The 13256-nt window shown below is 69.1% G+C and carries 10 protein-coding genes and 1 tRNA gene; 9 read left to right on the forward strand and 2 right to left on the reverse strand.

Translation table 11 applies throughout. The features are described 5' to 3' along the window. The 4 genes from B1729_RS06695 to B1729_RS06710 all read left to right on the forward strand — a co-directional run. A partial coding sequence (locus B1729_RS06695) for an AAA family ATPase (RefSeq protein ID WP_163631438.1) occupies positions 1 to 757 on the forward strand: 757 nt, incomplete at its 5' end. Between the two features lie 7 nt (positions 758 to 764). Then, a complete protein-coding gene (locus B1729_RS06700; protein ID WP_163619266.1) occupies positions 765 to 2024 on the forward strand; it encodes a DUF58 domain-containing protein in 1260 nt (419 codons plus the stop codon). Continuing rightward, positions 2011 to 4293, forward strand: coding sequence for a DUF3488 and transglutaminase-like domain-containing protein (locus tag B1729_RS06705; protein ID WP_163619264.1), 2283 nt, complete (start codon positions 2011 to 2013; stop codon positions 4291 to 4293). Before B1729_RS06700 ends, B1729_RS06705 begins: the two co-directional genes overlap by 14 nt. A 41-nt stretch (positions 4294 to 4334) precedes the next feature. Further along, positions 4335 to 4422, forward strand: a tRNA-Ser gene (locus B1729_RS06710). Between the two features lie 136 nt (positions 4423 to 4558). On the opposite strand, the gene B1729_RS06715 is transcribed toward B1729_RS06710, so the two are convergent. Beyond that, positions 4559 to 5182, reverse strand: a complete 624-nt coding sequence (locus B1729_RS06715) for a DUF305 domain-containing protein (RefSeq protein ID WP_163631440.1) — start codon at positions 5180 to 5182, stop codon at positions 4559 to 4561. Between the two features lie 146 nt (positions 5183 to 5328). On the opposite strand from B1729_RS06715, the gene B1729_RS06720 reads away from it, so the two are divergent. The 4 genes from B1729_RS06720 (at position 5329) to B1729_RS06735 (ending at position 9892) form a co-directional block, all read left to right on the forward strand. Next, positions 5329 to 6453 carry an aminopeptidase P family protein gene (locus tag B1729_RS06720; protein WP_163631442.1) on the forward strand — a complete coding sequence of 375 codons (1125 nt, stop codon included), beginning with the start codon at positions 5329 to 5331 and terminating at the stop codon, positions 6451 to 6453. A 195-nt stretch (positions 6454 to 6648) separates the two neighbouring features. Beyond that, positions 6649 to 8103, forward strand: coding sequence for an APC family permease (locus B1729_RS06725; protein ID WP_163619259.1), 1455 nt, complete (start codon positions 6649 to 6651; stop codon positions 8101 to 8103). Then, on the forward strand, positions 8100 to 8546 hold the full coding sequence (locus B1729_RS06730) for a hypothetical protein (protein ID WP_163631444.1): 447 nt from the start codon (positions 8100 to 8102) through the stop codon (positions 8544 to 8546). The genes B1729_RS06725 and B1729_RS06730 overlap by 4 nt, the downstream gene beginning before the upstream one ends. Next, positions 8543 to 9892, forward strand: coding sequence for a dipeptidase (locus tag B1729_RS06735; protein WP_163631447.1), 1350 nt, complete (start codon positions 8543 to 8545; stop codon positions 9890 to 9892). The genes B1729_RS06730 and B1729_RS06735 overlap by 4 nt, the downstream gene beginning before the upstream one ends. 72 nt (positions 9893 to 9964) lie before the next feature. Here the strand turns inward: B1729_RS06735 and B1729_RS06740 are convergent, their stop codons facing one another. Next, the gene (locus tag B1729_RS06740) at positions 9965 to 11737 is read right to left on the reverse strand and encodes a threonine/serine exporter family protein (RefSeq protein WP_163631450.1); all 1773 of its coding nucleotides are present in this window, start codon (positions 11735 to 11737) and stop codon (positions 9965 to 9967) included. Positions 11738 to 11848: 111 nt separating this feature from the next. Here B1729_RS06740 and B1729_RS06745 point away from each other — a divergent pair, with 111 nt between their 5' ends. Then, positions 11849 to 13114 (forward strand): peptidoglycan-binding protein, encoded by a 1266-nt coding sequence (locus B1729_RS06745; protein WP_239526091.1) that lies wholly within the window; start codon positions 11849 to 11851, stop codon positions 13112 to 13114. Positions 13115 to 13256: the final 142 nt, after the last annotated feature.

Genomic DNA, 13256 nt, shown 5'->3' on the forward strand with positions numbered 1-13256 from the left:
CACGCCCGACCTGCTGCCGGGAGATGTGACCGGTGTGAGCGTGTTCAATCCGGTCGATCGCGAATTCGAGTTCAAACCCGGCGCCATCTTCGCCAACATCGTGATCGCCGACGAGATCAATCGCTCATCCCCCAAGACCCAGTCCGCGCTCCTCGAGGCCATGGAGGAGCGTCAGGTGACCGTCGACGGCCGGACGCACTTCGTGCCCGAGCCGTTCCTCGTCGTCGCGACGCAGAACCCGCTCGAGATGGAGGGCACCTACGCCCTTCCCGAGGCACAGCGCGACCGCTTCATGATGCGCATCTCGATGGGCTACCCCGACGCGCGGTCCGAGGCGCTCATGCTCCGTCAGCGCGACACCGCGAACCCGCTCGACCAGCTCGCACCGGTCGTCTCTGCCGACCAGGTGTCGGGGCTGATCGGATGGGCGCGGGCCGTGCACGTCGCCCCGGCGATCGAGGACTACGCGGTCGCCCTCGCCCAGGCCACGCGCACCCACAGCGACCTGCGACTGGGCGCGAGCCCTCGCGCGACCCTGCAGCTCGTCCGCGCCGCGAAGGTCTGGGCGGCGCTCGACGGGCGCGGGTTCGTCATCCCCGACGACATCACCGCGCTCCTGGCGGCGGTGTTCGCCCACCGCCTCATCCCCACGCGCGCCGCGGGCGGCGCACGCGGCGGCAGCGCGGCCGACGCGATCGCGACGATCCTCGAGCGCATCGCGGCGAACGTGCGGGTGCCGATCGCCTCCCGTCAGTGAGCCGACGATGAGACGCCTGTGGCCGCTGACCGTCCGGGGAACCGGCGCGCTGGTCCTTGCGATCGCATGCTTCATCGTGGCCAACGAGGCCGGGATCGCCGAGCTGATGTACTTCGGGATCCTGCTGCTCGCCGTCGTCGCGGCGAGCGTCGGATCGCTGTACGTCGGGCGTCGCACCGACGCCGTGACACGTTCGCTCACGCCGGACGTCGCGTCGGTCGGGGGCGACGCGCGCGTGTCGGTGCGCGTCGAAGTGCGCACGGCACTGCCCACGGCGCCGGGCACCTGGCGCGACACCTTGCCGAAGGGTCTCCGCGGCAAAGCGGAGGGTGCCTTCCCGGCGCTCGGCTCAGGCCTGCGCGGAGGTGAGCGCGGAGGCGTCCGCAGCATCGATCTGGCCTACACCTTCACCGGCGCGCGCCGCGGGGTCCACTCGATCGGCCCGCTCACGGTGCGAACCTCCGACCCGTTCGGGCTCGCTCGGCGCACCGTCGTCTTCAGCCAGCGCACGCCGGTCACCGTCGCGCCGGCGGTCGTCGACCTGCCACCGCTCATCGACTACGCCGGTGCCACCGGCGGCATGCTGCACACCACGACGGATCAGCCCGGTCAGGGCGCCGACAACCTGGTCGCTCGGCCGTATGCCTCCGGCGACTCGATGCGCCGCATCCACTGGCGCGCCACCGCGCACCGCGACGAGCTCATGGTGAGGCAGGAGGAGCAGGAGTCGACGCCCGAGGCGACGGTCGTGCTCGACCGAGCGGCGCTGCGCTGGTCGCCAGAGGCCCTGCGCGCGCCGGGCGCCGACGCCGGCTTCGAATCCGGGGTCTCGGCATGCGTGTCGGCGGTCGCCCGGCTCGTGCACGACGGCTACGCCGTCGAAGTGCTCGATTCCGAGGGCACGGTGCTCGCCGACCGCATCGACGGCGGCGACATGACCGAGGTGGATGCGATGCTCGTCCATTTCGCGACCGTGACGGCGCACCGCGACGACGCGCTCCCCCAGCTGTCGCGTCTGTTCGCCGGCCTGTCGACGGGACCCGTCGTGGTCATCGCCGGACGGCTCGATCCGGCCGACGCCGTGGCGCTGGGACCCGTCGCCCACCACAGCACCCTGCCCCTCCTGCTGACGGCGTCGCCCATGGGCGACGCGCTCGACATCGCGGCCGACCACGGCTGGCACGTCGCCAGCTTCGGCCCGGACCGAGACCTGGGCGTCGCGTGGGCGAATGCGATCGGACGCGGGGTGCACCATGTCTTCGGCTGAGGCCGCACGGCTCGCCCGCGGACGCGGCGGCGAGCGCCTGCTGACGATCTCGATCCTCGCGGCGCTGCTGGCGGCACTGCTGCCGGTGGTGCGCGTCATCGAGCCGGGATGGTGGCTCATCGGAGCGCTGCTGCTGGCGGCGATGGTGCTCGCGGCCGGCTACACCGCCCGCCGGTATCGCCTTCCGGCCGTCGCCGTGAGCCTGATCGAGGCAGCGGTGTGGGTCTCGTTCATGACCCTGGTGTTCCTGCGCGACACCGCCCTGCTCTGGATCATCCCCACGACCGACACCTTCCGAGTGGTCCCTCAGCTGGTCGAGGCGGCGATGGTGGAGATCACCGTGGGCGCGGCGCCGCTGGAGCCGACGCTGTCGCTGGGTTTCGTCGTGGTCGGGGCGATGGGCCTGCTCACGATCATCGTCGACCATGTCGCGGTGACGGCACGGATGCCTCTGCTCGCCTCCGTCGGCATCGTCGCGGTGTCGCTCATCCCGGCCATCGCCGCGCCGAGCGACGTCGACATCATCGGGTTCGTGTTCCTCGCTGTGACGATCCTCTTCCTCATCCGATCCGAGACGCGCTCCCGCGAGAAGCCGCTCGAGCGCGAGGCGGAGCGCACCGCGGGAGTCCCTGCGACAGCGCTCGGCATCGGTGCGATCGCGATCGTCGTCGCCGTGGTCGCGACGCCGGTGCTGCCCCAGCCGGGTGCGCGGGCCGGAACCGGGGTGGGACCGGGCCCCGGGATCGACGCCACGCTGCAACTCGGCGACGATCTGCGCCGCCCGCAGGAGGCCGAGGTGCTCCGCGTGCGCACCGATGCCCCGTCAGTGCCGTACCTGCGCGCGACGACGCTGTCGCGCTTCGAGGGCGGCGTGTGGGAGCCCGACCGCGCCCAGACGATCTCGCTCGGCTCCGAGCGAGCCTTCGGCGCGGTGGATGCCGACGCCGAAGTCCGCCTCGGCGACTACACGGCGAAGATCGACGTGGTCAACCTCGACTCGCCCTGGGCGCCGGTGCCGTACCCGGCCGTGGGTGTCGATGGGCTCAGCGCGGGCGTCTGGGGCGCCGTTCCCTACAACCACACGGTGGCCTCCACGAACAGCTCGACGCAGGGGCAGGCGTACGAGGTCGCCTATGCCCCGGCGCGACCCTCGCTCGAGCAGGTGCGCAACACGGCATCGGTGGGATCGCAGGTGCGCGATGAGACCACGGAGCTGCCCTCCGACATCCCTCCGCTCATCGGTGAGCTCGCACTGCAGATGACCGCCGATGCCACCACGGACTACGACCGGCTGACGGCGCTGCAGCGCTGGTTCCGCGGCGGCGACTTCAAGTACTCGCTGGACGCCCCCGTCGAGGAGGGCTTCGACGGCAGCGGCGCCGAGGCCGTCGCGCAGTTCCTGGAGGTGCGCGCAGGCTACTGCATCCATTTCGCATCGGCGTTCGCGCTCATGGCCCGCACCCTGCACATGCCGTCGCGCATCGTCGTCGGCTACCTGCCGGGGACGCCCACGACCGAGAGCATCGACGGTCAGCCGGTGTACTCGGTGTACAGCTCGCAGCTGCACGCCTGGCCCGAGGTGTACTTCGACGGCGTCGGCTGGATCCCGTTCGAGCCGACGTCGGGCCTCGGCGTGCCGACGACGTTCTCGTCCGAGGCGGCGCTGCCTGGCCAGTCCACGAATCCGGATGCCGTGACCCCGCAGTCCAACGCCACGCCCACGGCGCCGGGCGACGAGGCCCAGATCGCCCTCGAAGAGGAGCGTCAGAACGCGGCCGGCGGAGGTGCGCGAAACGGACTCGACCCGCTCCCGATCCTGGGCGTCGTGGCGGCGCTGGTGGTGCTGCTCGCGCTCCCCTTCCTCATTCGCGAACTCCGCCGCCGCCAGCAGGACGCCGCCGCCCGGGGTGGCGACGCGGCCGCTGCCTGGCAGTCCGTCCAGGAGGCGGCGATCGACGTGGGCATCGCGGTGCCGGCCAGCGAGACGCCGCGCGCGTTCGCGCGTCGCCTGGTCGAGCAGCACGGAGCTCCGGCATCCGAGATGAACACGGTCGTCCTGGCGATCGAGCGCGCCAGCTACTCGCGTGCGGGCACCCGCTCGCTGTGGATGGGGGATGCCGCTGCCGACGCGGCGGGCTCCGTGCGCGTGGCGCTGCTGACCTCGGTGCCTCCGTCGCGCCGCATCCTCGCACTGCTCGCGCCGCGATCGCTCATCATCCGCCCCGGCAGCGTCTACGCGGGAAGCGCCGCCCCGGTTCGGGCACGGTAGCCGAGCAGGGTAGGATGGTCGGCGGCCCTCCGGGGCCTCCTGGAGGATTCGCCTAGTGGCCTATGGCGCACGCTTGGAAAGCGTGTTGGGTGCAAGCCCTCGGGGGTTCGAATCCCCCATCCTCCGCCACTGTGACCCCAGTATTTTCGAGGGGACCGAGCTCCTGCAGCGTGACAACGTGTCCGCGCTCGGGCACGGCCTCCACGTCGAGGCGGAGCAACTCACCACGTTGAACCGCTGAGCGATTTCGCGATCGCCGCGTGCGTCATATCTCGGTGACCAGATCCTGCATCGTCGCGAGCTCGGCGGTCTGCATATCTATGATCCCCTGCGCCACCTCGAGGGCGTCTGGGTTGATTCCCTCATCCATCTCGGTCTGGGCCATCTCCACCGCGGCCTCGTGGCCCTCGATCATGCCTTCGAGGTAGAGCCGTTCCGCTGCCGAGCCGTCCGCGGCCTCGAGTGCATCCATGTCGTCTTCCGACATCCAGCCGCCGTCGTCGTCATCGTCAGGCTCGGCGTCGTCGTCGATCTCCCACTGGTCCAGCAGGGATTCCATCCGCTCGATCTCGGGCTCCTGCGCATCCCGGATCTGCTCGGCGAGTGCCAGCACCCGCTCGTCGACGCCATCCTTCGCCAGGATCTCCTCGCTCATCTCCACCTCGTGCTCGTGGTGCGGGATCATCATCGTCACGAACGTCGCGTCGGCGTCATTGAACTCGCCGACCGTCTCGGCCGTCGGCGATGCCGGCCCTTCTCCCCCATCGCGGTTCATCCCGGGCGGCGACTCATCGCCGTCGAGGCTGCCGCATCCGGCCAAGGCAAGCGTGAGCGCCAAGGGGACGGTGGCGAGCGCGATGGCCCGCTTCGTGGAGGTTGTCGGCCACATGCTCATGAGCTTCGCTCGCTGAGCCGCCGATGGCATACGGGTTGGTCTGCGAACTCGCGCTGTGCTATAGCGCGGGCTGGCCGAGGCCGGTCATTGACTCGCGCTTTGGCCCAGTGCAGGGTGTCACCAAAAGAGGAAGGTGCGTCATGGCTCTCACGCCGATCGCTTTCACCGCGGAAGACTTCCGCGCTCGGATGACGCGAGCAACGCAGGACGCGGCGGCAGAGGGTCTCGACGGGCTGCTCGTGACCCCCGGGCCCGACTTGCTGTGGCTCACCGGCTACCAGCCCACCGCCATCACCGAGCGACTCACCCTGCTCGTGCTCGGCGGCGACGCCGATCCCCAGTTGCTCGTGCCGAAGCTGGAGCGGCCGGATGCCGAGGCGGCGGTCGGGGCAGGGGTGATGAAGATCAGCGACTGGCGTGACGGCGATGATCCCTACGAGGTCGCCGCTCGACTGCTTGATCCCGGCGCGAGCTATGCCGTATCGGACTCGGCATGGGCGATGCATCTCCTTGGTCTTCAACGGCGGGTGGAAGGAGCGCGATTCTTCGCGGTCACGGAGCGCCTGCCGATGTTGCGGGCAGTGAAAGACGAGAACGAACTCGCGAGAATGGCGGCTGCGGGATCAGCTGCGGACGCGGCCTTCGGCGAGATCGTCAAGACGCAGTTCTCCGGCCGCAAGGAGACGGAGGTGGCCGCAGACCTTGCGCAGCTGCTCCGGGAGCTCGGACATGAGCAGGTGGACTTCACGGTGGTCGGATCGGGCCCCAACGGCGCCAACCCTCACCACGAAGCGGGCGATCGCGTCATCCTCCGCGGCGACATGGTCGTCCTGGACTTCGGCGGGCTGATGTACGGATACGGCTCCGACACGTCGCGCACGGTGTGCGTCGGAGAGCCGACTTCGCAGATGCGTGAGGTGCACGACATCGTCCGTGCTGCGCAGCAGGCCGCCTTCGAGGCCGTACGCCCCGGTGTCGCCTGTCAGGAGATCGACCGCACCGCGCGCCGGCTCATCACCGAGGCCGGCTACGGCGAGCGCTTCATCCACCGCACCGGCCATGGAATCGGCATGACGACCCACGAACCTCCCTACATGGTCGAGGGCGAGGAGCGCCCCACCGTCCCCGGCATGTGCTTCTCCATCGAACCGGGAATCTACATTCCGGACGCATTCGGCGTGAGGATCGAAGATATCGTCACCGTCACCGCGGACGGCGGACAGCGGTTCAACGACACGGATCGCGGGCTCGTCATGGTCGAGTGACGAGGCGCGGCTCCGCAACGCATCACGGTGCCGCACCGGGATGCCGACGCCATCGTCGTTGCAGAGGCGTGAACCCGATGCGCCGCCGGCCTTACCAGCGCTAGTCTCATCACGAGCTCATCGGGTTTCACGAAGGCAATGACGCTGGAAGGAAGTTGTGATGTCGAAAACAGTCAACTACCGCGGTGGCCCATCATGAGTTCGTCGGGGACCGGATCGAAGCCGGTCCGTTCGCGGGCGGCGGCAGTTCCAGCGCCGGTCTGGATCTCGTGGATCGCCCTTGCGCTCATGACGACGAGCTCCGTGGCGAGCCTGCGACCGGCGCCGACGATGGCCGTCTACGGGCTCGCCTCGATCTTCCTCTATCTCGTCCCCGCGATCGTCTTCCTGCTGCCCACGTCGCTGGTTGCCGCTGAGCTGGCGTCCGGATGGAAGGGCGGGGTCTACAAGTGGGTGTCCGAGGGCATATCCAAGCCCATGGGCTTCCTCGCGATCTGGTGCCAGTTCGCGATGACGATCTTCTACTACCCCACTCTGCTCGGCTTCGTCGCCTCGACGCTCGCCTATGTGATCAATCCCGAACTCGCATCGAACGGTGTGTGGACGGCGCTCGTGATCATGGTCTGCTACTGGGCGGGCGTCTTCGTCTCGTCACGAGGGACCAAGGGTGTCGCAGGCCTCGCGAGCTGGGGACTGATCATCGGCACACTCATCCCCGGCGCCGTTCTCGTGTTGCTCGGGGCGCTCTTCCTCGGGCAGGGGAACCCCTCCGCTGCGCCGATGACGGCGGAGAATCTCCTACCGCAGTGGGCGGGCCTCGCGAGCCTCGTGCTGATCGTGAACAACTTCCTCTCCTACAGCGGAATGGAGATGAACGCTGTTCACGTTTCGTCGCTGAAGAACCCTGGGAAGGAGTACCCGAAGGCGATCTTCTTCGCCATGGGACTGGTGCTTCTCATCTTCATCCTTCCCGCGCTCGCAATCAGCTGGGTCGTTCCTGCCGAGCAGATCTCGCTCACGGCTGGGATCATGCAGGCGTTCGAGGCGGTCTTTGCGACGTTCGACATCACGTGGCTGACGCCGATCGTCGGAATCATGCTGGTCGCCGCGTCTCTCGGCGGCATGCTCACCTGGCTCGCAGGGCCCTCGAAGGGTCTGCTGCTCATCTCCCGCGAGGAGGGCTACCTGCCGCCATTCCTGCAGAAGCTGAACAAGAACGGCGTGCAGCAGAACCTGCTGGTCACGCAGGGTGTCGTCACCTCGATCATCGCCCTGGGGTATGCGCTCATCCCCAATGTCTCGAGCGCGTACTGGATCTTCTCGGTCATCACCACGCAGGTGTACCTGATCATGTACCTGCTGATGTTCGTTGCCGCGGTCCGGCTGCGGCGGAAGCATCCGGAGCACCCGCGTGGCTACCGCGCGCCGATGCTGGTGGCATTGTGCGGGGTCGGCTTCGCTGCCTCACTCGCTGCGCTGCTGGTCGGATTCATCCCGCCGTCGCAGTTCGCGGGTGGGAGCCCGTGGATCTACCTGGTCATCGTGGGCGGTGGCGCGCTGGGGCTCGGACTGCTGGTGCCGTTCCTGTTCTACCGCTTCCGCAAGCCGTCGTGGAAGCAGCCTGCCCACGTGGAGGCGAGTGAATCATGAGCACCGCCAACGAGACCCAGAGCCCGCGCGAACGCTCGGTGATCTCAATCGTGGCCATCACCGTCCTCGTCGTGCTTGCGGTGATCGCGACGATCCTGTTCGTCGGTGCTCGGCAGGAAGCCCGTGACGTGGATAAGGCGCAGCAACTGCTGGATTCCTTCGCGGATGCCGGCATCGCCGTCTCCTTCACGCCCGACCAGGTCGCGCAGGTGCTGGGCAACGATGGGGGTGCGACCTGTGCAGACCCGAACTCCGCGTTGGCCCGTTCGACCCTCCTCGCGGGGCTGTCCAATGGGGCAGGAGGGCCGGGACTTCGTGCCACGATCGTGGAGTCGCGGCTGCTCCAGGGGCAGCTGCTGATCATCCAGACGTACTGTCCCGAGGAGGCGGAGGAGTTCCAGGAGTTCATCGACAGCCTCGACACGGTGAGCGACGGAACGTGACCGAGCAGATCCGCGACCGCATCCACGCGATGATGCCGGCCGCGCGCGACCAGCTGGCCGAGCTCGTCGCGATTCGATCGGTGGCAGATGCCCGCCAGTTCCCGCCTGAGGAGTGCGCGAAGGCCGCCGAATGGGTGCGTGCGCGATTCGCAGAGGTGGGCTTCGCCGACGCGCACCTGGTACGCACCCCCGATGGCAGCGATGCCGTGGTGGGCACGCGTTCGACGACGCGTCCGGACGCTCCGACCGTGTTGCTGTACGCCCACTACGACGTACAACCCCCACTGCAGGAATCCGCCTGGCGGACGCCCCCGTTCGAACTCACCGACGTCGACGGACGGTGGGCCGGTCGCGGCGCCGCGGACTGCAAGGGCAACATCCTGATGCACCTGCTCGCGCTGCGCGCACTCGGTGACGACGTCCCGGTGAACCTGAAGCTGGTCGTCGAAGGAAGCGAAGAACAGGGCACCGGCGGGCTGGAACGCTTCGTGGAGGCGAACCCCGAGGTCCTGACTGCCGACGTCATCCTGGTATGCGATACGGGCAACGCCGCCGTCGGGCGCCCGGCGGCCACGATCTCGCTGCGAGGATTCGCGAACGTGATCGTGCACGTCGAATCCCTGGCATCCGAGGTCCACTCGGGCATGTTCGGCGGCCCGGCGCCCGACGCACTGGCGGCGCTCGTGGCGATACTGGCATCCTTGCGCGATGAGGACGGCAGCACCGTCATCGACGGGCTCGGCAGCACTCAATCGTGGACCGGGGAGTCCTACGCCGCTGAGCAGTTCCGCGGGGACGCGGGCGTGCTGGAAGGCGTCGACCTGCTCGGCGACGGTTCCGTCGCCGACGAGCTGTGGGCGCGGCCCGCGCTGACGATTCTCGGCATCGACTGCCCGCCGGTCGTGGGCTCGACCGCGTCGATCGTCCCGCGCGCCTCGGCTCGCCTGAACCTGCGGGTGCCACCGGGAACGCGTGCACAGGACGCCCACGATGCGCTCGTCGCGCACCTCCGCAGCCACGCACCGTGGAACGTGCATGTCAAGGTCGAGACAGAAGCCGTCGGCGAGCCGTTCCGCGCGGCGACCGACGGCCCGGCGTATCGCACCTTCGCCGACTCGCTGAGATCGGCGTACGGCGTGGAGCCGACGACTCTCGGACAGGGCGGGTCGATCCCGCTGTGCAATGTGCTCGCCGACGCCTACCCAGGAGCCGAGATCATCCTCATGGGCGTCGAAGAGCCGCTCGCGCTCATTCACGCACCCAACGAGAGCGTGGACCCCGGCGAGATCGAGAAGCTGGCCATCGCTGAAGCGATCTTCCTCCGCACCTACGGGACTGCCACCTGACCCGCGACCGGTGTCGGCGCGGTGGCCTCGTCATGCGGCTTCGTCATGCGGCTTCGCCGGCCGCGGCATCCGTCATTCCGGTTCGTCGTCGAGATCGTCGAGCATCCAGTCGGCGGCGGGTGCATTCCGAAATCCTCGTGCTGAGCCCGTCGCGACCAGGCCCAGCAGCACGCCCAGCGCGATGGAGACCATGGTGGCGATCGTGGTGATGATCGTGCTCATGCCCGACGAATCGCCCTCGAGGGCGTTGGCGACCCCGATGAGCCCGAGCGCTCCGGGCACGAGCAGCCAGAACGCTGGAAGGAAGCTCACCAGCGCCGGCGGTCCGGTGCGCTGACGGGCCACGACGACTGCGACAGGGGTCATCGCGGCGGCGCCCACCAGTGCCGAGAGCACGCCGTCGAAGAGCACATCGCCGATCACCTGGGCGCCGTACGCGACGTACAGGACGATCATGATCCAGCCGATGGACGACGGCTTCGCGCATTGATAGATGCCGATGCCGACGCCGAAGACGGCGACAGCCACCCACGGCGCGACCGGCCCGAGCGGCCATCGAGTCGCGGTGAGCGCCGGCACGCCGAGGAGCGCGGCGGCGGCCACAATCCCTGTCGCCAGCAGAAGCAGTCGCATCGCTCCCGCAGCGAGGCGGGCACCGCCGGAGACGATGTTCCCGGTCGCCAGCTCGATCACCCCGATCGTCAGCAGGCCGCCGGGCAGCAGCATGATCAGGGGTGCGACGATCGCGGGCAGCGCGCCGGGATCGAACAGATGCGCGACGGCCAGAACCACGATCGCCACTCCCAGTGAAACGGTGACGACGATGAGTGCCTGGTATGCCGCGGCGAGCCGTTCCGTCGCCAGCAGCAGAGCCCCGACACCGATCCCGAGCACCCCCGAGGCGATGACACCGGTCCACGAGGCGCCGAGGAGGACACTGAGCGCGGCCGACAGCAGCGCATACGCGCCGATCCGCTGCGCGCGGGTGAAGGGCGGCGGCAGGGTGTCGACGCGGGCGAGCTGCCGGCGCACCCAGCGCGCGCTGCTCGCTCGGGTGCGGGCCACACCGACGATGCGATCCACCGCATCCACCTGGTACAGCAGCGACGATCTGTCGCCGGCGGTGACGGCGCGCGTCTCCACAGCCCCGGCATCGCCCGATGAAACGAGTATGGACGTCGGGAAGACGACGGATTCCGCGGCAGTCAGACCGCTCGCCTTCGCCATGTCGTCCAGCGCGCTGCGGACGAGTCCAACCGGATAGCCGCTGTCGATCATCGCGGTGCCCAAGGACGCCATCGCATCCAGCACGACCGGTGCCGGATCTGTGCCGACCGGGCCGCTGCCCGCGTCCGCCGCGCTTCGCGCCGGCTCCCGCCGCAGCAACAGCAACAGCATCACGCCGGCGGCGAGGAGTACGCCCACTGCGATCAAGAGCGTCGGCAGGGGCGTCGTCGAGGTCGCTGCTGCCGGTGGGATCGCCGGCACAGCGGGCGCCGTCGGCTGAGAGGTGACCGTCGGCTCCGGCGTCGCGGTTGCGGAGGGAACGTGCGTCGGATCGGGAGAAGCAGTGGGCTCGACCGTCGGCGTGGGCGTGGGAGCCGGGCCCGGCGCTGTCGGCGTCGGCGTCGGCGCCGGTGTCGGCGTCGGTTCGACAGTCGGCGTCGGCGTGGGCGTGGGCGAGGGAGCGGGCGCGCCGGGAACGGTGAGCGATACCTGCGCGGCCCCGTTCTCGGAAGGCGGGGATGCCGTCGCCTGACTGTCGGCGCCGAGGAGTAGGAGGAGGAGGGGCGCGCTGGCGGCGGCGCACAGGAAAGTCCTGCGCCAGGGGCGCGTCAGGTTCATGCGCATCCACGCCATCAACCACTCATGTTGGCATCGCAGATGGCTGTCGCGATAGGCCCCCGAGATGCGATCGGCGCCGCGGGCTGCGATCACACGAAGAGACTGAGGCGCGTGGCGGACTCACTGATATCGTCTGAACTCGGCGAGTCTTTCGGGTCCGCGACAGGGATAGTCCACGTTCGCCGCCGCGGCGCAAGCGGCCAGATGCGACCGACCGCTTCAATGGAGGCTGCTGTGAAAATCGAGACCACGCAGCGGCGGAGTCTTCGTCGTGGGTTCGTGATGGGTGTGGCGATTCTGGCAATCGGTCTCGCCGGTTGCGCGTCTGAGACCACCAGCCTCGACCGGGCGGAGTCGAGGGTCGCCGCCAAGGAGAAGGCGTTGGCTGAGGCCCAGACACAGCTGACCAGCGCATCGGCGAGTTTCTGCAACGCGAGCAACACGTACATTCTGGCGCTCGATCGGTACGGGGACGTGCTCAATGAGACAGCGCCCACCGTCGGCGATGTCAGGGCGGCCGGGGCCGATCTCGCGGACCCACGGGACGACGCGTTCGAGGGCGCCGAGGCGGCCGTCGATGCCCAGCAGCAGGTGGTGGACGCAGAGCAGGAATTGGCGGAGGCGCGGGAGGCGCTCGAGCAGGTGAAGGCGAGCGCCTCAGCCACGCCCAGCTCACCCGCAACACCGCAAGCGACCGCGGCTCCGCTGGCACCGGCCGCGACCGTCGATCGGGTGGAGCAGGCGGAATCGGAGTTCGCGGCCGCGCAGGGTGCGATCACCGACGACACACCGTTGGCAGACGCCTCCGAGCGGTTCAACAGCGCCGTCGTCGCGCTCGAGTTCGCCTGGCTGCGCCTGTTCGCCGATGCCGGGTGCATCCCCGATGAGCAAGCGGTGCACGCTCAGGCCTCGGTGAGTGCGTACACGACCGCGTTGCAGCAAGACCTTGCTGACGCCGGTTACTACTCGGGTGCAATCGACGGAGTGTACGGCCCCGAGACGGTCGGAGCGGTCGAAGCGCTGCAAGAAGCGAATGGGCTGCCGGTCACCGGCTCCGTGGACGCTGCGACCTCTGCCGCCCTCCAGGCGGAGCTGCTGGCGCTCGGTGGCGCCGCGGCGCAGGAGTCGATCGCGACCACCGCAGCGGTCCAGCAGACCCTCAAGCTGGCCGGCTTCTGGGATGGACCAGTAGACGGCGTGTGGACCCCGGCCCTGACCGAAGCGGTGAAGGCGTTCCAGATCGAGCTGGGCGTGGAGCCCACCGGCGCCGTGGACGCCGCCACTGTCAGCGCCTTGCGGCAGGCCATCGAGGGCCTCGCACCAGCAGAGCCAGTTGAAAGCCCTGCTCCGACGCCCTCGAACTCCACCGAGCAGTAGCCTCGCACACTCCTTTCAGCGTGCGCAGACCGGGCTGACCGCAGCGAATCCTGCGGATGTCACTTCTCGAGGCTGTGCCGCCCTGGCCGGTCGGACTGCCATGAACAACGAGTGTCGGCCTGCGGTCCGCGTGTTTCACGGC

It is taken from the genome of Microbacterium sp. B35-04, from assembly GCF_010634885.1.
Classification (GTDB): domain Bacteria; phylum Actinomycetota; class Actinomycetes; order Actinomycetales; family Microbacteriaceae; genus Microbacterium.

Excerpts from the sequence above, each read along its gene's own strand:
- B1729_RS06730 (WP_163631444.1), top strand. The coding sequence starts at position 8,100 with ATGAGCACCGCCAACGAGACCCAGAGCCCGCGCGAACGCTCGGTGATC.
- B1729_RS06715 (WP_163631440.1), bottom strand. The coding sequence starts at position 5,182 with ATGTGGCCGACAACCTCCACGAAGCGGGCCATCGCGCTCGCCACCGTC.
- B1729_RS06725 (WP_163619259.1), top strand. The coding sequence starts at position 6,649 with ATGAGTTCGTCGGGGACCGGATCGAAGCCGGTCCGTTCGCGGGCGGCG.
- B1729_RS06700 (WP_163619266.1), top strand. The coding sequence starts at position 765 with ATGAGACGCCTGTGGCCGCTGACCGTCCGGGGAACCGGCGCGCTGGTC.
- B1729_RS06705 (WP_163619264.1), top strand. The coding sequence starts at position 2,011 with ATGTCTTCGGCTGAGGCCGCACGGCTCGCCCGCGGACGCGGCGGCGAG.
- B1729_RS06720 (WP_163631442.1), top strand. The coding sequence starts at position 5,329 with ATGGCTCTCACGCCGATCGCTTTCACCGCGGAAGACTTCCGCGCTCGG.
- B1729_RS06740 (WP_163631450.1), bottom strand. The coding sequence starts at position 11,737 with ATGAACCTGACGCGCCCCTGGCGCAGGACTTTCCTGTGCGCCGCCGCC.